We start from the raw sequence: 19,510 nt of genomic DNA, 5'->3' as shown, positions 1-19,510 counted from the left end.
GCAAACTCTTTTAAATATAACAATCATTATATTCTATTATACGAATCTGCGCTTACATTTCAAAAAAAAGAAAAGAGAGCCGCAGCTCTCTTTTCCATCATTCCCAAAAATCATGAAATGCTCTTGTTAAGCTCCTTCTTCAATCGCTACTTCTTCTGCTGCACGCTCGTATTCAGCTAGAACAGCAGCCTGGATTTTCTCCCGGGTCGTTGAAGAGATCGGATGAGCGATATCCCGAAATTCTCCATCCGGAGTACGTTTGCTTGGCATTGCAACGAACATACCATTGTTTCCGTCGATAACACGAATATCGTGAACAACGAATTCATTATCAATAGTAATGGATGCGATTGCCTTCATACGCCCTTCGGAATTTACACGGCGGAGTCTGACATCAGTAATTTGCACTTGTGTTCACCACCTTTGTCTACAGAGACTTGGTGTATACTTCCACATTTTAGTGCCAATTCCTTCTACATTTTTGGTAAAATCATGCTCTATTTAAAATATTTTTTTTATTATGAAGCTTTTTCGTTTTCATTCGACAATTGTCGATGCAATGACCTCTATTTCGACAAGAACATCCTTTGGCAGCCTTGCAACCTCAACAGCAGAACGTGCCGGTTTATGCTCTCCGAAATAAGAAGAATAGATGGAATTAACCACTGCGAAATCGTTCATGTCTTTCATAAATACAGTTGCTTTCACAACATCAGAAAAAACAGCACCCGCAGCAGCAAGTACCGCCTCCAAATTACGGAATACCTGATGGGCTTGCTCCTCAATACCGCCTTCAACAAGCTGCCCCGCTGCATCAAGAGGAATTTGTCCGGATGTGAACACTAATCCTCCAAGCTTAATGGCTTGCGAATAAGGGCCAATTGCTGCAGGAGCTCCGTCCGTTGCAATGACTTCTAATTGTTGTTTTGATGTCATAATGGTCACAACCTCTCCAATATACGAATGAAACCTAATAACCCCTATATTTTAATCCTTAAAATAATTTCCCGGCACGACCGTCGTCTGCTTCGTCTTCATGTCAACAGCAGTCAGCTTAGCGAGGGAAATATAATCCTCAAGCAATCGCTCCTCTAAATCAACCTCGCCTGATTCGACGAACACACCTACACCGGCAACGATTGCTTTAAATTCGAATAGCAGATCCATCATTCCTTGGATCGTCCCGCCCGCTTTCATGAAGTCATCAATAATAAGCACGCGCGATTGCTCCTTAAGCGCACGGCGCGCCAAGGACATCGTCTGAATACGCTTTGTTGAGCCCGAAACATAATTAATGCTGACCGCAGAGCCTTCAGTAACCTTATTATCTCGCCTTACGATAATAACGGGAATATTAAGGCATGCAGCCGTTGCATAAGCCAGAGGTATCCCTTTGGTCTCAACTGTCATAATGACATCAATCTTGCGATCAGCAAATGCGGTCGCAAACATTCTGCCGACATCCGCCAGCAGTTCTGGTTGGCCCAGCATATCGGTTATATACAAATAGCCGCCTGGAAGAACCCTTTCAGGCTGTTCCAGCTCGCGGCATATGCTTGTCATAATCGTCAGAGCTGTTTCTTCTTGCATCTTAGGTGTGTACCTTACTCCGCCAGCAGCTCCGGCAAGTGTATGAAGCTCACCAATGCCTTCTTCTTCAAATACTTCTTTAATAATCGCTAAGTCTTCGCTGATGGAAGATTTCGCTGATTGATATCGATCAGCAAATGCTGTCAATGAAATTAACGTGTGGGGTCGACTTAACAGGTATTGGGTCATTTCTACCAGCCGCGAGCTCCGTTTCAATTTCTTCAAACACATCTCCCCCCACTAAATCCGAATAATATAAAGCCAATATAACATTTTTATACGGATTTAATCAAGAAGAACGTCAGTCCTATGTAAGCATTCTTACCACATATACCTCTTTGCAGAAACCGCGCAGACCATTATAAATACGAGGCAGCTTGGCCTCCTTCGAAACAAGGCCAAATACGGTAGGACCGCTGCCTGACATTAATACTCCGTCTGCTCCAAGGCGAATCATACTTTCCTTCAGCTGCATAACTTCAGGGTATAGATCCAACGTGACCTTCTCCAATACATTCCCAAGCCCATCGCATATATCAGAGAAGGAGCCTCGTTCAAGCGCACCTACCATATTGGAGATGGAGGGATGCTCTTTCAATGCGTTAGCACGGAAGCGTCCATATACGTCAGCTGTGGAAACGTTAATTGGCGGTTTTGCAAGGACAACCCAGCATTGCGGTGGTTTAGCAATATGCTCAAGCTTCTCACCGCGTCCACGCGCAATTGCGGTACCGCCGGTTACACAGAAAGGCACATCCGATCCAAGCTCCGACCCAAGCCGGCATAGCTCGTCCTCCGGTATTTGCAGCTTCCATAGACGATTAAGCCCACGCAGCGCAGCAGCCGCATCGCTGCTGCCGCCAGCAAGTCCTGCGGCGACGGGGATTTTTTTGTCCAGATGAATATACACGCCTTGCTTCACATCATAGCGGTCTTTAATAAGCCTGGCCGCTTGAAATGCAAGGTTCTTCTCATCGAGTGGTATGTAGCCAACCTGGCTTGAAATAATGATCGTATCTCTAGGCAATTCTTCCATTGTCAAACGGTCAGCTAGATCAACCATCGTCATAATCATCTCGACTTCATGGTAACCATCATCGCGTTTCCGCAGCACATCAAGCAGTAAATTAATTTTGGCAGGAGCTTTTTCATAAATTTTCATCTGATAAGTTCACCCGTTCGTTCATAAGCTTAAGCATCATTATAACAAACCAACGCAATAAAAGCTAAGCCTCTGACATTAAACCGATTTTCGGCCTGTCAGCGGCTTAGCTTTTACCTTTATAACGTTATAGCTCGCTTAAGGCTGATTGGATTTGGCTGCTGCCTGCTCAGCCAGCTGTATTGCCCGTTTAACCATGTTCCCGGCGTCCTTGGCACGTATGCCGCCCCAGCCTTCCTGTTGAACAGTATCATAAAAACCAAGATCCTTCGCCAGCTCATACTTTAATTGCTCTGACATTATTCCTCGTTTTCTTCGGCTCATTCACTTTTCCCTCCAAATCCAAATAGCGTACACCTAGCATGAGAAACAATGATCTGTGCACAGGTAGTATGCTACAAAACGATTTGGCCAATACGTGAAAAAGAGAAGCCTTCAATTGACCACTCATTAAGCCCCAGTGGACAATGCTTATTTGGACAAAAAAAAAGCGCAGAAGCAATCTGCGCTAACTTGCCTCACTAGGCGATATATATTCTATTGTTGCAAATGGGCGATACGGACTTGACCTTCATCATTGCATACGGTCACTTCCACAGATTCTGTCAGTATATCCGCATAACTGTAAGAGACACGCTTAAACGCATGTTGCTCCTCATCCAGTTTAACAATGAAAACAGAAGGGTAGGTTTCTTCCAACGTGCCGGTGCGTTCGATGGTCTTTCGTCTGCCACCGTTCGCTCGAAGACGGATTTTGGAGCCAACATGAGCTTCCAAACTGCGTTTAATATCCAATAGCGCATTTTTTGCCATTGTACACTACCACCTCTTTCCTTATTCATTATACCTAAAACGAGGAGGCTTGTCAAACAAAGAGAAATATTATATCAGTCCGATTATTTACTTGTCAACGGTGATTTCACCCATTTTTTTAAAAAATGCGCATAATTCAGCAAAAAAAATACATATTAAGAAGTTGCTATATAAATCATAAAACTCCTTCCCCTTTTTTGGGAGGATTTCTTGATGAATGGAAATAAAAAAGAGCCAGCTGATTAGCTAGCTCATACTTTCAATGCAGAAGAAGTTGACGTAACCCGCGGCTTAGGCATGCCAACACGGAAGCGCCCCATTGTCTCAATGCCTCCCATGCCATCTATACCGCTGATCGTGCCATGTATGACATCGGCTAAATTGATCGTATCCTTAATCGATGTATAGCTTGCCTTAATCGCAATATAAACAGGATCAAGCGCATGAATCAATATACGGCCAGGCGAGCTGGCGAAGTTGGAACCCACCTGAAGCAGCGCCTCGAAATGGGATTGGCATGCCCCTGCAATCACAATTAATCCGTCACGGTTTCTCTCATACTCGCGTGCCACTCTAACTGCATTAACGAAATGCTGAGAGTTTTTATAGCTGCTTAGACTGTATAGGTCCGCTCGATTTTTGAGTACACCGTCATGACCGGTAATGACAATAATATCTGGCTCCAGCTCCGGCAGCAGGCGGTACAGTACATCAGCCATCTGCGATTCATGCAGATGAAGTCCATAAGAAGGAACATGCATCGTATTGTATAGCTGCATGCTCTTCTTCAAATAGTTGCTGTCACCGTCGAGATGCAGCACCTTCCCCGGTACTTCAAAGAAAGGCTGACTCTGCTGCATCGCATGCCGAATAACATCCTCATTATCAATCTGACGCTCTCTCTCGGAGTGCATACGCCTTATGGAGTCGTTCACTTTAATTCGAACTTGCTGCACCGCTTTGGTTGATTCAGGGTCTCGTACGACAGACAGATCAGGAATAGGAGCGTCCGCTAGTAGGCGATAATCCGTGCCCTTTAGAATGGCATTATCTAAACGGACTGCCTCAACTCGGAATAACACGTCCCCGCCATACGATTTGCGGACGACCAGGTCGCCTTGCTTCATAGGTAAATCACCTCTTCGTCTATCCTATGGGCAGACAAGGCGAATGGTGAGTATTTTATGCATCTACTGTTTTGTACCCCAGCCCGCATCCAGCATACTCCGGCTAATGCGTGCGAATTCCTCCAGGGACAACGTCTCTCCGCGGCGAATAGGGTCAATTTGGTTCTGGACAAGCATTTCTGTCAGCGCCTCGCGCCGATCCTTGCCTACAAACGCAGTCAGATTGTTCGCCAGTGTCTTCCGCCGCTGTGCGAAGCTGGCTTGTACCACACGGAAGAAGTGATCCTCATCAGGCACATCTACCGCCGGCTTATCGCGTACTGTTAACTTAATAACAGCGGAATCAACATTCGGCTGCGGAATAAATACCGTATGCGGCACCATGCATACCACTTCCGGCACACAATAATATTGAACAGCCACACTCAGGCTGCCATATTCCTTGCCCCCTGGCTTCGCAGCCATGCGCTCGGCTACTTCTTTCTGAATCATAACCACAATATGCTCGAGCGGGAGCTTCTCCTCGAGCAGCTTCATGAGGATCGGAGTAGTCACGTAGTAAGGCAGGTTTGCAACAACACTCACACCCGTTACTCCTGTGAATTGCTCAGCAAATAACTGCTTTAGATCAAGCTTCAGGACATCCCCGTGAATAACGGTTGTATGAGAGTCATTCGACAATACATCGCGCAAGATGGGGATAAGCCGATTATCTATTTCTACCGCTGTTACCTTCCCTGCCTCTGCTGCGAGCCTTTGGGTCAATGCGCCAATACCAGGACCGATCTCAAGCGCACCCTTTGTTTTATCAAGACCAGCGGCCGCTACAATTTTGTTCAATATATTTTGGTCAATCAGAAAGTTTTGGCCCAAACTTTTCTTGAATGAAAATCCGTATTTCGCAATAATTTCTTTTGTCCGCTTTGGCGTCGCTACCTCTATTGTTGGTGCTGACACGCCTGCTGCTGCTTGCGGCCCTTCATGCTCTTCCGTGCCCATTCTGCTATTCCTCCCGTTCCTGTTCCATCTGACGAAGTGCTGCCTTGAATTCCTCTTTCGATATGCAGAAGCTTGTACAGCGCTTATAGAACTGTTTTCCGTTTGCATATCCAATACCGAGCAGCTTGCCCATCTGCAGACGTCTATTAGAGGCGTCTGGATGTACAATAAGGCCCGCTTCCATTAAGTCATCCCAGCTAATCTCTCCCGTTTGGTCTGCTGACTCTGTACGCAGCTCCGAGAGCGCCGCGCGAATAGACTCTGGGCTTGCATTTTCAATACCGATATCACCCTTATATAAGGTTTTTTCCTGCGGCAAAAAGGCATGCTTGCAGCCCGGCGCATGACGAGCAACTATTTTACGAATTCTCTCACCTGCATGGTCCGGGTCCGTAAATATAATAATGCCCCGTCTTTCATTAGCAAGTGCAATGCGCCGCAGCACGTCCTCGCCAATAGCCGACCCATTTGTCTCAATCGTATCCGCCTCAACCGCTCGTTTAATCGCAACGGTATCATCCTTGCCTTCAACGACAATGATCTCCTTGATCACCAAGATCATTCCCTTCTGTTTCAATTCCACTTTTATACAAGCAAATATACAAAAAGAAGAGGCATTGCCTCTCCTTATGATGGCATATTTAATTGAAAATTACGATAAGATGATGGTAACCGTATTTATTAGCTTGCAGTTGGTTTATTCGGACCTAGAACGTACACGGTATAACCTTTCTTTCGCCCGAACTTATCTGCCGTTTTATTGCTGTCGAAATAAACATCGATGATGTTGCCTTTAATGGCGCTGCCTGTGTCCTCAGCCCGGCGGAAGCCGATACCCTCAATATAAACCCACCAACCGATAGGTATTACTTTCGGGTCTACAGCAATCGTCCGTCCTTCATGCACACGAGCTCCAGATGCCGTTATTCCGTATAACGGATGCTCTTCATCTTTGCCAGTCGACTCCACACCTGCAGAATAAGCGGTAAGCGTGAAGTTATTAAGCACCTTCTTCGCTTTGAAGGATACCCCGTTCTTTGTCATCGTTGTTACGCTCGGTGATTTGTTCGACAGAACCTGTACTTTAGGTTCAGCCTTCTTCGTACCTACGGCAATAACCTGGTCGACAGCAGCAGTCTCAATGACTTTGTTGACCAGCTTCTTCGAGATAAGCACCCCGTCCTCGTACTGCTTCTCGATATGTTCAACAACAAGACCCTCCCTACCGGTTTGCACGAGCTTCTCTTTGCCCGCTTCCAGAGTAGGATCCGTTTTCTTCACAATGGAGAAAGGCATCGCACGTTCAGACTCCGCTACCTTCGTGTCGACGCGCACAACCGTAACCGTTAACTCCGCATCTACAACCGTATCCAGTGGAGGCATTACTTTATCTTGATTTCGAATCGGAATATTTAATTCCCCGATCGCCGCCTGCACTGTTCTCTCTGTTGTGTACACCGTCGATGTCTTGCCATCAGCTTTCACAATTACTGGTATCGCATGAGTTACCTCAATACGATCCCCGTTCTTTATTGCCGCATTTAGCGGCACGGACACCTCATCATGTGGTCCAATTGCGATAGCTTGTTCATCCAGTAGGCGTTGCAGGACCCATTGTTTCGTTTCAACAACGGTTTCTTGTCCGTTCACTACTACGGAGACGCTTTTGACAGCCGTTCCGTACAACAACACCAAAAACATGAAAGTCATAGCGATTGAGATAGCAGCACTCAAAAGAATCAAACGCAAGTTTTCACGCTTCCATCGCAATGCGAAAGACATGCTGGATGATCGTTTCCCATGGGTGTCCTTTACTTGGAATAATCCCACTTCATCGGTCCTCCTTCATAGCCCCGCCGCCAAGTGTTACGCATGATACAACTGACGCGACTATAGTATATTGGCGTGCAAGCACGCAATCCAGAATTACTATCGATTCCGCACACCTCCATCTTTAATCCCTATGTCGACCATTTCCTGATTATTCGAAAATAAAAAGAAGCCGTCGACAGTGGATCTGTTTCGTGGCTTCCCGGGTAATGGATACACTGGGATACAGAAAATGTGGATGCACGAGATTGATCACTCTCTATGTACGCTTACGAGGTTAGCTGACGGGTTCGGGCAAGAGAGCTGCCCTAATCGAAACACAATGCTCATGGCAAAGGCTCCGAAATTCACCCCTGAAGGATATCGAAATGCGGCTCGTTTTAACCGCACCTGGTTCCCCCGCTCTCCAACTTGGAGACTAAGCGCGAACTGGAAATCCAATACAAAATTTTATAGCTCTGTGTTGAATCATAACCTCATCCGAGGTGAATTGTAAAGATACAATAAAAGACGATTTAAGCGAAAAAGGTGAATAAACTCGGAAAAATTAAGCGATTATCGGTACAAAAATTAGTTTTTACGCGATAAAGGTCTCGATTACTCCTCATTTCTCTCATTTTTACACAATACCAAAACATTTTTTACCGTTTTCGGTCGTTATTGCACCTATTTCTTCAACTGTTTTGCCCAATATTTCAGCTGCCGTCTCGGCAACTAGAGATACGAAAGCGGACTCATTTCGCTTCCCTCGAAGGGGGTGCGGAGCTAAATATGGGGCATCTGTTTCAATCAAAATTCGGTCGAGCGGAACCTGCCTCAGAACCTCTTTTGGCACCCTTGCATTTTTGAAAGTAAGAGGCCCTCCAAACGAAATATAAAAGTTCATATCCAGACATTGTTTGGCCGTCTCCCAGCTTCCAGAGAAGCAGTGCATGACGCCTCCTACCTTGGACGCATTTTCCTCCCGAAGAATACGAATAATGTCCTCATGCGCATCACGATTATGAATAACAATTGGCTTATTGACTTTGTGCGCAAGACGGATTTGTTCCCGGAAAACTCGCTGCTGCACATCTTTAGGTGAGGTGTCCCAGTGATAGTCCAGCCCTATTTCTCCAATGGCAACAACCTTCTTATGCGCGCAAAGCTGCTCGATCCAGTCCAAATCCTCCGGAAGCATGTCGATGCTGTCTACAGGATGCCAACCCACTGCTGCATAAATAAATTCATACCGCTCGGCTAACGCCATCGTCGTCGGAATGGTCTCACGGTTAAAACCAATATTGACAAGTTTATGTACTCCTGCAGCCAGAGCGCGCTCAATAACTTCTTCACGGTCTTCGGCAAACTTATCGGAATCTAAGTGTGTATGGGTATCAAATAATAATGTCATGTCAGTGTAAGGCTCCTTCAGTCGATTCTAAATCGTTTTTTTAGAGATTCTGGTATCAAATGGCTATTTTTTTTGAGCGGCTCCATCGGATAATACAGGTGGTATTCGCCTTGATGCAAGCCTGTAATGGAACGAACAATGTCGGATTTAGCAGATATTTCACTGATTTCATCCTGCTCATCCAACAACAAAATCGGCGCTTTTTCTTTCTTTTCGCCTTCTTTTTTATCAGGTCGATATACGTCATAAGGCAGGTCGAATGGGAAATCAATTTCCATATGATAATCAGGATTCATTCCTATAGAAGAAAAGCAATCACTGATCTCATTTAGAAGAGTTTCATCTGGGTTATCAATGGTTATATATTGATATAATCTGCGGTTCAGAAAACGATCACATAGATCGCTTAGCAGCGGATCTTTTTCCTCTGCCCATTGTGCGAATACGGTCTGTATAAGCGCTTCATCGAGCTTTAAATAATCATGGACAGTCATGTTATTTTGAATAAGGTATTGAAGGGAATTAGGCATCCATTCGAAGGAATAGCCTTCCACATACAGCTCTTGGGCTCTGCGGAAAATTTGCCGTAATATTATCTCAGAACTTCTTGTAACTGGATGGAAGTAAATCTGCCAATACATTTGATAACGAGACATGAGATAATGCTCTACTGCGTGCATTCCGCTTTCTTTTACTACAATTTGCCCTTTATGGGGCCGGAGTACACGAAGTATTCGTTCCAAATCAAATGTACCGTAATTTACACCCGTAAAATAGGCATCTCTGAGCAAATAATCCATACGATCGGCATCCATTTGGCTTGAAATAAGACTGACAACGATGGGCTGCGGATACGTTCTTCGAATGACGGCTGCCACCTTCTCAGGGAAATCATCCGACACAGCCTTCAGCACACGATTGATTTCAGTATCTTCAAGTATAATTTTGCATGACCATTCTTCATGATCCGTATTGAATACTTCCTCTAAGGAGTGCGAGAACGGACCATGTCCGACATCATGCAAAAGAGCGGCACAAAGAGATACTAATCGTTCCTCTGCAGGCCAATCCGGATATCCATGACGTTCGAACTGCGAAATAATTTTACGTGTTATTTCATATACGCCAAGTGAATGTGAGAACCGGCTATGTTCCGCTCCGTGAAAGGTCAAGTAGGAGGTTCCTAATTGCCGTATTCTGCGCAATCGTTGAAACTCTTTTGTATTAATTAAATTCCATATGGTTTGGTCTTGTACATAAATATAATTATGTACGGGATCTTTAAAAACTTTTTCTTCCGTTAATTGATTTTTCATTTTCTCTCATCTCCTTTGTTCATATTTTCGACACAAAAAGGAAGTCAAATGTCGAATAGTGTCGTAAAATAGTTTCCAAAATGTCGAAGCTGTTGTATTCTATTACAGAGTAGTATGAGCCTTATAACTAGTCAAATGTTAATGCTATAGGGTCTTTTAAGCAATAATTTAGGTTGACTATTTTGGTAAGAGTTGGTATTATAGTAATCACAAAAGCAAAAACTATGTCGAACGATGGCGAAACACATTTTGAGAGGGGCATTTATATATTATGATGAAATCTACAGGTATTGTTCGTAAAGTCGATGAATTAGGACGGGTTGTTATCCCGATCGAATTGCGCCGTACACTCGGTATTGGCGAAAAAGACGCTCTTGAGATTTATGTTGATGGCGAGCGCATCATGTTGAAGAAATACGAGCCTGCATGTATCTTCTGTGGTAATGCAGAGAACGTATCTTACTTCAAAGGAAAAATTGTTTGCCACGTTTGTTTGTCAGAAATGCCAACACCTGTGACAAAATAAAAAAAATAAGTTATACTATATTTATTCACTTGTTAATTCTAACCTTTTTATACTCCTTACGCCTTCCTGTGCTAAAACCCGGCCAGGAAGGTCTTTTTTTGTCCGCAATATTTTTGTTTTATCCGTAGTCTAACGATTTACTTCATTATATACATCCCGCTTTGACAACCCTCGATCTGTGGCTGCCTTCTTAATAGCTTCCTTCCGATCATATTGCTGCTCATAGTGCGCAACATGGGCTGCCATATCAAGCTCCACCCACCAAGCTTCCTCCTGCGCCTGCCCATTAGAGGATAGACCATCGTTCCCATCCAGAACGATACAAAATTCGCCCAACGGCGGATGCTCTGCAAACCATTCGATACATTCGGACACATAGCCTCGAACGGCCTCCTCATGTTTCTTCGTGAGCTCTCTTACACACGCAATAGCTCGGTCACCTATTACTTCTAATAAGGCATCCAATGTTTTCGTCATCCGATGCGGAGATTCATAGAACAAGAGCGTTCCTTTCTGCGTTTTTAACTCCTCCAGCCATTTGATTAAAGATTTGCGTTCGCGTGGCGGAAAACCTGCAAATAGAAATCGATCGGTCGGGAGACCTGACATAATAAGAGCTGATAAAGCAGCATTAGCTCCAGGTATGGGAATGACGGGAATATGCTGCTCGATTGCTTCTTTCACAAGATCGGCGCCAGGATCTGATATGGCAGGCAATCCGGCATCGCTGACAAGTGCAATGGATTGGCCTTCAAGCAATAAACGAATAAGCTCTGGTCCGCTTGCTCGCTTATTATGCTCATGATAGCTGACCGTACGCGTATTAATTTCGAAATGGGTGAGCAGCTTGCGAGTTTGTCTAGTGTCCTCAGCCGCAATTAGCTGCACTTCCTTCAGCGTTCGTATCGCACGAAAGGTCATATCTTCAAGATTGCCTATCGGTGTTGCAACTAAGTATAAGCTGCCTATCGTTCCATTAGCAGCATCTGAGAAGCTTTTCTGTATATTCAAACGATTTGCACTCCATTCTCATAAACCATGATCGGCGGCAGCAGCTTAATATCAGGCTTTCCATCCCGCATTGCTTCTATTAATACCATGTTGGCCTCTGCATTTGCATGGGGATGAACGAATTGAATTCGCTTCGGCTCGAGCCGCCATTTGCGCATAGTCTCCACAATATCGAGCAGACGTGATGGCCGATGCACCATGGAAACCTTCCCGCCAGGGCGAACAAGCCGTGAACAAGCTTCAGCAACATCCTCAAGCGTACAATGTATTTCGTGTCTTGCAATCGCATAATGCTCATTTTCATTTTGTTCGCCTGCTGTAATCGGCATATACGGAGGATTTACCGTAACCGCATCGTAGACCCCATTTCCAGCTGATTTCGGATACAGCCTTAAATCCTGTTCTATAATCGAAATTTGTTCGGTTAACTGATTAAGCTTTACACTTCTTCTCGCCATATCCGCTAACCTCGGTTGAATTTCCACTGCATCGATTTGCGCATTTGTTCGGGTTGAGAGAAGGATCGGTATGACACCATTTCCTGTACACAGATCCACTATTCGTCCATGCTTTGGCACACTGGCAAATCGGGACAGTAAAACAGCGTCGAGCGAGAAGCTGAATACTTCACGGCTTTGTATAATTTTCAATCCTGATTCTGTCATTAAATCATCTAGGCGCTCATTTTCCATTACATCCATTATTTCTGTCACGTTTTAAGCCTCTCCTTTTATTTAAACGGTATTCATTTGAGTGAATCTTTCTGTTAATTAATAGAAAAATGCCGCCCTTTGCGGCAAGGACGGCATGTCGATACGGATTCCATTATTTATTTAGAAAGGAAAGACAGAATAAACAATCTCCCTCCGTCCGCAAATGCCCGTAATACACGTTGCATATGTGGAATCCTTCATGATACAAACGTGTTAAATTATCATGGCCTTCTCCAATGGCAATGCTCGCTTCTGCAAGATCATCGCCAGTTATGGGCTTGGTCTCATGTCTAACCGTTTGTGTCCCTAGAGCCGGTGTAAGAACAGTCTCACGCTCCAGCTCTGCTTCTCGCTTAAACAGCTGTCGCAGCTGGTTGTTCTCTTCACTTAGGCGCTTATTATCTTCAAGCAGCTCTTTAACCTTCTGCTTCATCGCGCTAAGCTCTTTGTGGAACACACCAACCTGCTTATCCAGTTCGTCCATTTTCAAGAATATATCTTTTTTCTCCAAGTTCCCACCCCAGAGCTTCATGCGTGAGCGTTAACTCACCCGTGAGAATCGCAATCTGCCGTTTATTTAATGACGACATCGTCCATCGATAGTTCTTTCGGTTTACCTGGTATATCAAATAACTGAACATACACACTCTTCGTCGATGTATTAATGCCGGTAACCTTACCCTCTCCTAAAGAGGTGACAACAAATTTGCCAATTGCCGGAAGTTCTTCGCGAATGCTTTCGTAATTGTCATGCTCATATTTCAAGCAGCACATGAGACGTCCGCATAATCCAGATATCTTGGTAGGATTAAGTGATAAGTTCTGATCCTTTGCCATCTTAATGGAGACCGGCTCGAAATCACCAAGCCAAGAGGAACAGCATAGAACTCGTCCGCATGGCCCAATTCCGCCTAGCATCTTCGCTTCGTCACGAACTCCGATTTGGCGAAGTTCAATTCTAGTACGAAATACACTGGCTAAGTCTTTAACTAGCTCACGGAAGTCGACTCTGCCTTCTGCTGTAAAGTAAAAAATAATCTTGTTGCGGTCAAACGTAAATTCTACATCAACAAGCTTCATACGAAGCTGATGACCTTTAATCTTTTCAAGACAAGTGACGAACGCATTCTTAGCCGCTGTGCGGTTCTCTTCGACGATGTTTGCGTCGACTTCGCTAGCAATGCGAATCACTTTCTTAAGAGGAAGTACAACATCCGATTCACCGACTTGCTTCTGTCCCACCACCACTTTACCGTATTCGATTCCCCGTGCCGTTTCAACAATAACATATTGCTCCTTGTCCACGGGGTGATCGACTGGATCAAAGTAATAGATCTTGCCCGCTTTCTTGAAGCGGACACCGATGACATTGTACAAGGATTAGCCCTCCTGTAATCTTACCAATAGTTGCTCAAAAGCGAGTTGAGGCGTGACATTCGCACGCATACGCTTGCTCGCTTCCAGCGTATGCTCTATGCAGGACACCCAGCCTGCTAACGATCTATCAAAGGCGTGTTTGCTTAACCAATCTAACTGATCTATAAAAACGATGTTGTCCTGCCTTCCGGCCTGGAACTGTATCAAATCTTTAAACCATATAACTAATAGTGACAACAGCAGCTCCATATGCTCTACTAAATCTGTTTTAAAAAGCTGTTGCCCAGCAGTGATCATCGCCGCGGTGAATCGGGTCAAACTCTCCTTACCTAATTGTATCACTAGGTTTCTTATTTCTGCAAACTGATTCTGCTGGAGAAATTGTCTTGCCCCTTCTAAACCCGAGGTTAATTGAACAACTGTGCGCGCTAAGGTTGGAGGGGATCCTTCTGCAACGAGCGTTTGGAGCATAGCCTCAGGCGACATGGGCAGGAACGGAACCCATTGCGTCCGTGAGCGGATTGTCGGAAGTACCGCTTGTCCGTTATCTGTAAGCAGAATGGCTACAACAGGAGATAACGGCTCTTCTAGAAATTTAAGCAAGCTGTTGGCAGCTTGCAGCGTCATTTTGTCTGCTTGCTCAATCATATATATTTTACGTTTAGTTCCACTATTACGATAGGAAAAATCGCGCTGCAGCTCACGAATTTGATCTATTTTGATGGATTGGCCTTCCGGAGAAATGGTCGTTAAATCCGTTTGATTTCCATGCTCGAATTTTCGGCATTCCAAGCACTCGCCACATGCATCAACGCCATCTTCTGTACAGAACAGCGCTTTGGCGAATTCACGAGCCATAGCCATTCTGCCTGTTCCCGAAGGGCCGTTAAATAAATATGCGTGTGAAATTTTCCCAGTCTGCAAGGCGTGTGTCAAAATCCGCTGTGCCTTCCATTGTCCGGCAATTTGTTCAAGACTCATAACCGTTCCTTACCTTCCTTGCTCACATTTCATTAAAATAACAAATTAATAAGCAATCCACGAATTTCACCAATTTTGTTCAGTAAATCTATTCTTCCCTGCTCGCTATCCAATAACTCCTCTGCCATAGAAACAAGCGTCTCATCGATTTCATCCAGCAGTTTATAGCGTTTAATCCGGCCCCTGCGATCAAAGCCTCTGACTTCCTTGAGTACGATGCCACGTCTAATCGTATCATCTAGAAACTGCTTTAGCATCTGACGATAAATTTTGAGCTCGCGTACCGTCATCACTTTAGAGAGCCGATCACCCTGCTTGTTAATATCCTGAAGCTTCTGCTGCAGCTGCTCTTGCGTACGGGTCGCATCCTGCTGAACCATGACATCGGCGAAATTTCTATTCAAAGCCGGTTTTGTACCTGTATCGTTATTTGATCTGTTTTGCCCTAAGGGCCGAAAGCCTTGATCAATTTTCATTGGTGGTCACGCCCATTCAGAAATGTTCAAACCGTTCAACTGGAATAACGAATACAGCTGCTCCTCCAACCTGCACTTCAACTGGGAATGGGATATAAGAGTCTGTTGACCCTCCCATTGGCGATACTGGTGTAACGAGTTGATCGCGCACTTTGCAGTTTGAATTAATGACTTGGAGCACCTCATGTACTCTCTCATCCTCAATACCAATCATAAAAGTCGTATTTCCCGCCCTCAAAAATCCACCTGTACTTGCCAGTTTTGTTGCTCTAAAGCCCTCGCGCACTAGTGCGTTTGATAACCGGTTGCTGTCCTTATCTTGAATAACCGCGATTACTAATTTCATCTTCATTCCCCCTTGACTACTATTAGAATAGGTTATTGAACGGTTGCTGCTTGCTTGGTAACCCTGTTAAGACGATATATCTTATACCTAATGGAGTAGCTCTTTCCCAGTGCATTAGTCCATCTCTTAATATTTGACATCGGTTGCATAAAATCCTGCAAAACGTTGATCAATAGCCAATAAAACGTCAGCAAACACCAATTCAGGACTTTGTTCTCCATTTACAAGCACAATTCGATCAGGAAACTGCTGCAAGAGTTTCATATAGCCTTCTCTTACCTTCTCATGAAAAGATAGCTTCTCTAAATCAAGACGATTTATTTCCCTTACTTCTGCCTTATTAATTCGCGCTAATCCCTCTTCGGGTGATACATCAATATAGATGGTCAGGTCAGGCATAATATCTTGAATTGCAAACTGATTGATCGACCATACATCCTCCATACCGATTCCACGCGCATAGCCCTGATAAGCCAGACTGCTATCGACGAACCGATCACATAGGACAAACTCTCCATGCTCCAGCGCTGGGACAACCTTCTCCATCAGATGCTGCCTGCGAGCTGCCGCATACAACAGCGCTTCCGTTCTCGCATCCATCTTCGTATTGCCCGTGTCCAGTATAACATTACGAATCTGCTCTGCGATCGGAATGCCGCCAGGCTCTCTTGTAACCATTATAGAACTTCCTCTTTGAAGCATCGTATTCGAGAGCTTCTCAATAAGTGTCGATTTGCCGGCACCATCGCCGCCTTCTATGGTAATGAATACACCTTTTCTCAATCTAAGGCTTCCCCTAACGTAAAATAAATTAGTATATACTCTACTCTATATTAACAAAGCGTTACCCCTTGTACAATGAACATTTGGTACGAACGTTATACAATGTTTATTTTCATTCATATACAGCTATTGTATTCATGGTCTGGTCATTTGCCCCTTGAAATTTGGCTCCAGTTCGAGCTAAATATTGAATCTGCTCAATCCCTTCAGCTGTTATAATTTCACCTGGATATAGAATAGAAATACCCGGCGGGTAAGGTGTTACCATTTCGGCAGCCATTCTATGCTCAGCTTGCGCTAGCTGGATTCGTTCCATCCGTCTGCGACTAAATAGTGAACGGGCAAACGATACCGGCTTGGAGATCGTTGGGGCTGTGCCTGCATGTCCTGCATCATATACAAGTGGATTCAACTTTAGTTTCGCGGGTGAATTTATTTCATTTAAATCTCTATTTGTTGTAATTATTGCATTCTCCAACTTCATGATATCCTCTAAAGAGGTTCCGATACCGAATACAAGTACAACATAACGCGGGTCAGCCATCTCCACATATATATTAAATTTCTCTAACCGCTGCTGCAGCTCGAAACCGGTAAATATGCCGCTTTTATCATATAAGACAACTCTTAGAGGATCAGCAAAAGCAATGATTTGATTATCCTTCTCTAATGATAATTCGAGCGACTTAATATGAGTTGACTGTTCCGCCAGCCAGCGCCGGAATGATGCAGCAGACGACAAGCTTTGCTTAAACAGCTCCTCCCCTAATGCATCAATCATTGCGCGGGAAATATCCAAGGAAGCAAGTATCGGAAAGGACGGGCTTGAGCTTTGAATCATCGCTAACGACTGACGAAGCAACTGTCTATCCATTCGATCCCCCTGCACATGAAGCATTGCTCCCATAGTTAAGGCGGGAAGCGTCTTATGCGCCGATTGCACGACAGCATCTGCTCCTTCAGCTAGCGCGGATAGCGGCAATTGTGAGTGAAAGCCAAAATGTGCTCCATGCGCTTCATCAACCAGCAAAGGCTTGCCATACTTATGAATAAGTTCGGAGTAAGGTGTTAGCTTGACCCCCATTCCATAGTAATTTGGGTTGGATAGAAATACAGCCTTGGCTTCCGGATATAATTGAAGAGCTTCCTCGACCTGCTCTAACGATGGAACGACAGCTAGGCTTGAGCTCAGCTCTATTTGTGGTGATAGAAATACAGCCTTAGCTCCTGCCAGCCTTAAACCATTCAAGATAGACTTGTGCACGTTGCGTTGAACAATGATGATATCGTCTTGATCGCATAGAGCAAGCAGCAATGCAATATTTCCCGACGTGCTTCCACCTACAAGAAAAAAAGTTTCATCCGCTCCGAAAGTATGTGCAGCTAACAGCTGCGCTTCCTTAATTGATCTTTCAGGATGATGCAGATCATCTGTAGAGGAAAGCTCCGTTACATCCAGCATCATAATCTCTGAAAACCACTTGGATGGATGATACTCCGGCATGGCGTTCTGGAGCTCATATGCAAGGGCTTGTCCATAGTGATGGCCTGGTACATGGAACCCGGCTGGTGAATCATTTATATGATCAATAAGAGCTTCTAGGAGCGGTGCGTAAAATTGCTTCATTATATAAGGACATTCCTTTCAAAATAAAAAGGCTTTATGATATTCCTATTGTACATGAAAAACGACAAAAAAAGAGCAGCCTCTGTTGCCAGAAACCACTCAAGCATTTTCACCTAAAAATATTTGCTTCATCTGATGAATGAAAAAAGGATATTTCGCATCCTTGACGTCTGTCCGCACCATTTCCTCTTCACATGTCTCGCAAATAAAACCGCTGACAATTCGAATACCTTGGCCGTCCGACTTCTGTTGATTGCAAATGATACAGTGATGCTCGCGATTGTCGTCCATTACAATCCCCGCTTTCTCTTACATTGCCTATATAGCTATTATTATGCCACAAACTCTATTTATTTATACTTGTTTCATAGCCCATTTCAAATATTTATATATCTTATGCGCCATAAGGGCTATTGGTTACTGGATTTCTGCATTTGTTTGTTTAAAACTATGGACAGATGACTAATAAATACCGATATAGTTAACGAGAGTTGCTGTCATTTCGAGTAGGAAGGAACTAAAACATGCACAAGCCATTATCTGATCAAAAAAACGCGACTATTTACCAATATCAGCTTGTAAGGAGGAAAAACATACGTCCCGAGCTTGTTCAAAGCCATATGCTAATTGCAGCTATATTTCTTGCCTTTCAGATGCTTATGTTTCAAATAGATGGTCTTTTCTCCTGGTTGTTTGGCTTTGCAGTCATTCAGATCATACATATTATCATTATATTTCTCACCTTTATTCGAGTCGATGAAGCTGCTGACCGCAAATGGGTTTGGCGAATTACTCCGCCTTGGATTGGTTTCAAACCAGCCAATGATATTAAATTAAGTCTGTTTCGACGCGTACATCGCCATCTATTCTGGATCGGCTTATGCGCAGCAGCACTTTTGTACCCTTGGATTAAGGAATCCTTATTGCTCAGTATTATAAGCTGGCATCTATGGCTGCTGATTCCACGGTTAATGTTATCCTTCACCTTCCGTAAAGAGCAGAAGGATGGCATACTTAGACTTGAATCTAGAGGAGCATCATATTACCGAAGATAATTAGAAAGCCTTAGAAGCTCGTTCAGAGCTGCTAAGGCTTATTAAACAAACAAAAAACCTATCGCATAACATGCGATAGGTCTCTCGTGCTTGGCGACGTCCTACTCTCCCAAGACCCTGCGGTCTAAGTACCATCGGCGCTGGAGGGCTTAACGGTCGTGTTCGGTATGGGAACGCGTGGTTCCCCTCCGCCATCGCCACCAAACGGTGTTGCTCGATGCAGATTAGCCAGTCTAAATACATTCAGATGACCAAATCAAAGGGTGCGCAAGGCTTACGCCCTGAAAACTGGACACGAAAGGTAGGTTTGCTGAAACCTTACTGCTGTTGTCTGCCGGATGTATGGGTCCAAACAAACTGTTTTAGGATAAGCCCTCGACCGATT

The 19,510-nt window shown here is 44.4% G+C and carries 24 protein-coding genes, 1 rRNA gene and 1 riboswitch; of the genes, 2 read left to right on the top strand and 23 right to left on the bottom strand.

Going from position 1 to position 19,510, the window contains the following annotated elements; translation table 11 throughout:
- Positions 1-126: 126 nt before the first annotated feature.
- The 12 genes from spoVG to CEF13_RS00070 all read right to left on the bottom strand — a co-directional run bounded on the left by spoVG (position 127) and on the right by CEF13_RS00070 (position 10,230).
- The gene (gene spoVG, locus CEF13_RS00125) at positions 127-408 is read right to left on the bottom strand and encodes a septation regulator SpoVG (protein WP_028609566.1); all 282 of its coding nucleotides are present in this window, start codon (positions 406-408) and stop codon (positions 127-129) included.
- Positions 409-537: 129 nt separating this feature from the next.
- Positions 538-936: a RidA family protein gene (locus CEF13_RS00120; protein ID WP_102708867.1), complete on the bottom strand. Its 399-nt coding sequence runs from the start codon at positions 934-936 to the stop codon at positions 538-540.
- 51 nt (positions 937-987) lie between these two features.
- A complete protein-coding gene (gene purR / locus CEF13_RS00115) occupies positions 988-1,815 on the bottom strand; it encodes a pur operon repressor (RefSeq protein WP_102708866.1) in 828 nt (275 codons plus the stop codon).
- Positions 1,816-1,897: 82 nt separating this feature from the next.
- Entirely contained in the window at positions 1,898-2,752 is an 855-nt protein-coding gene (gene ispE / locus CEF13_RS00110; protein ID WP_102708865.1) for a 4-(cytidine 5'-diphospho)-2-C-methyl-D-erythritol kinase, read from the bottom strand.
- A 138-nt stretch (positions 2,753-2,890) separates the two neighbouring features.
- Entirely contained in the window at positions 2,891-3,076 is a 186-nt protein-coding gene (locus CEF13_RS00105) for a small, acid-soluble spore protein, alpha/beta type (RefSeq protein WP_102708864.1), read from the bottom strand.
- Between the two features lie 213 nt (positions 3,077-3,289).
- Complete coding sequence (gene veg, locus CEF13_RS00100) at positions 3,290-3,565, bottom strand: biofilm formation stimulator Veg (protein WP_053373389.1); 276 nt, start codon at positions 3,563-3,565, stop codon at positions 3,290-3,292.
- A gap of 251 nt (positions 3,566-3,816) precedes the next feature.
- A complete protein-coding gene (gene yabG, locus CEF13_RS00095) occupies positions 3,817-4,692 on the bottom strand; it encodes a sporulation peptidase YabG (protein WP_102708863.1) in 876 nt (291 codons plus the stop codon).
- Between the two features lie 63 nt (positions 4,693-4,755).
- Positions 4,756-5,691 carry a 16S rRNA (adenine(1518)-N(6)/adenine(1519)-N(6))-dimethyltransferase RsmA gene (gene rsmA / locus CEF13_RS00090; protein ID WP_102708862.1) on the bottom strand — a complete coding sequence of 312 codons (936 nt, stop codon included), beginning with the start codon at positions 5,689-5,691 and terminating at the stop codon, positions 4,756-4,758.
- A gap of 4 nt (positions 5,692-5,695) precedes the next feature.
- Complete coding sequence (gene rnmV, locus CEF13_RS00085) at positions 5,696-6,244, bottom strand: ribonuclease M5 (RefSeq protein ID WP_102716120.1); 549 nt, start codon at positions 6,242-6,244, stop codon at positions 5,696-5,698.
- Between the two features lie 128 nt (positions 6,245-6,372).
- Entirely contained in the window at positions 6,373-7,521 is a 1,149-nt protein-coding gene (locus tag CEF13_RS00080; RefSeq protein WP_211297033.1) for a resuscitation-promoting factor, read from the bottom strand.
- A gap of 250 nt (positions 7,522-7,771) precedes the next feature.
- A riboswitch (cyclic di-AMP (ydaO/yuaA leader) is annotated at positions 7,772-7,956 on the bottom strand.
- Positions 7,957-8,140: 184 nt separating this feature from the next.
- A complete protein-coding gene (locus CEF13_RS00075) occupies positions 8,141-8,914 on the bottom strand; it encodes a TatD family hydrolase (RefSeq protein ID WP_102708861.1) in 774 nt (257 codons plus the stop codon).
- Between the two features lie 17 nt (positions 8,915-8,931).
- On the bottom strand, positions 8,932-10,230 hold the full coding sequence (locus CEF13_RS00070; RefSeq protein ID WP_102708860.1) for an HD domain-containing protein: 1,299 nt from the start codon (positions 10,228-10,230) through the stop codon (positions 8,932-8,934).
- A 271-nt stretch (positions 10,231-10,501) separates the two neighbouring features.
- Between CEF13_RS00070 and CEF13_RS00065 the strand changes: the two genes are divergently transcribed.
- Positions 10,502-10,756 carry an AbrB/MazE/SpoVT family DNA-binding domain-containing protein gene (locus CEF13_RS00065; RefSeq protein WP_054025791.1) on the top strand — a complete coding sequence of 85 codons (255 nt, stop codon included), beginning with the start codon at positions 10,502-10,504 and terminating at the stop codon, positions 10,754-10,756.
- 129 nt (positions 10,757-10,885) lie between these two features.
- Here CEF13_RS00065 and rsmI read toward each other — a convergent pair whose 3' ends face one another.
- From rsmI to CEF13_RS00015, 10 genes are all read right to left on the bottom strand, one after another.
- A complete protein-coding gene (rsmI, locus tag CEF13_RS00060) occupies positions 10,886-11,767 on the bottom strand; it encodes a 16S rRNA (cytidine(1402)-2'-O)-methyltransferase (RefSeq protein WP_102708859.1) in 882 nt (293 codons plus the stop codon).
- The gene (locus tag CEF13_RS00055; protein WP_102716118.1) at positions 11,764-12,468 is read right to left on the bottom strand and encodes a tRNA1(Val) (adenine(37)-N6)-methyltransferase; all 705 of its coding nucleotides are present in this window, start codon (positions 12,466-12,468) and stop codon (positions 11,764-11,766) included. The genes rsmI and CEF13_RS00055 overlap by 4 nt, the downstream gene beginning before the upstream one ends.
- Before the next feature lie 124 nt (positions 12,469-12,592).
- Entirely contained in the window at positions 12,593-12,991 is a 399-nt protein-coding gene (locus CEF13_RS00050; RefSeq protein ID WP_102716117.1) for an initiation-control protein YabA, read from the bottom strand.
- 62 nt (positions 12,992-13,053) lie between these two features.
- Positions 13,054-13,857, bottom strand: coding sequence for a PSP1 domain-containing protein (locus CEF13_RS00045; RefSeq protein ID WP_102708858.1), 804 nt, complete (start codon positions 13,855-13,857; stop codon positions 13,054-13,056).
- 3 nt (positions 13,858-13,860) lie between these two features.
- Entirely contained in the window at positions 13,861-14,838 is a 978-nt protein-coding gene (gene holB / locus CEF13_RS00040) for a DNA polymerase III subunit delta' (RefSeq protein WP_102708857.1), read from the bottom strand.
- A 32-nt stretch (positions 14,839-14,870) separates the two neighbouring features.
- On the bottom strand, positions 14,871-15,314 hold the full coding sequence (locus tag CEF13_RS00035; RefSeq protein ID WP_102708856.1) for a YaaR family protein: 444 nt from the start codon (positions 15,312-15,314) through the stop codon (positions 14,871-14,873).
- A gap of 16 nt (positions 15,315-15,330) precedes the next feature.
- Positions 15,331-15,660: a cyclic-di-AMP receptor gene (locus tag CEF13_RS00030; RefSeq protein ID WP_102708855.1), complete on the bottom strand. Its 330-nt coding sequence runs from the start codon at positions 15,658-15,660 to the stop codon at positions 15,331-15,333.
- 126 nt (positions 15,661-15,786) lie between these two features.
- Positions 15,787-16,443 carry a dTMP kinase gene (gene tmk, locus CEF13_RS00025; RefSeq protein WP_102708854.1) on the bottom strand — a complete coding sequence of 219 codons (657 nt, stop codon included), beginning with the start codon at positions 16,441-16,443 and terminating at the stop codon, positions 15,787-15,789.
- A 112-nt stretch (positions 16,444-16,555) separates the two neighbouring features.
- Positions 16,556-18,070 (bottom strand): aminotransferase class I/II-fold pyridoxal phosphate-dependent enzyme, encoded by a 1,515-nt coding sequence (locus CEF13_RS00020; protein WP_102708853.1) that lies wholly within the window; start codon positions 18,068-18,070, stop codon positions 16,556-16,558.
- A gap of 99 nt (positions 18,071-18,169) precedes the next feature.
- The gene (locus CEF13_RS00015) at positions 18,170-18,361 is read right to left on the bottom strand and encodes a sigma factor G inhibitor Gin (RefSeq protein WP_102708852.1); all 192 of its coding nucleotides are present in this window, start codon (positions 18,359-18,361) and stop codon (positions 18,170-18,172) included.
- 233 nt (positions 18,362-18,594) lie between these two features.
- Between CEF13_RS00015 and CEF13_RS00010 the strand changes: the two genes are divergently transcribed.
- Complete coding sequence (locus tag CEF13_RS00010) at positions 18,595-19,125, top strand: transposase (RefSeq protein ID WP_102708851.1); 531 nt, start codon at positions 18,595-18,597, stop codon at positions 19,123-19,125.
- 88 nt (positions 19,126-19,213) lie between these two features.
- Here CEF13_RS00010 and rrf read toward each other — a convergent pair.
- Positions 19,214-19,330, bottom strand: a 5S ribosomal RNA gene (gene rrf / locus CEF13_RS00005).
- Between the last annotated feature and the right edge of the window lie 180 nt (positions 19,331-19,510).

This window comes from Paenibacillus castaneae, from assembly GCF_002884445.1.
GTDB classification, from domain to species: domain Bacteria; phylum Bacillota; class Bacilli; order Paenibacillales; family Paenibacillaceae; genus Pristimantibacillus; species Pristimantibacillus castaneae.
Note: the sequence above shows the minus strand (reverse complement) of the source record. Positions and strands in the feature narration are given on the sequence as shown.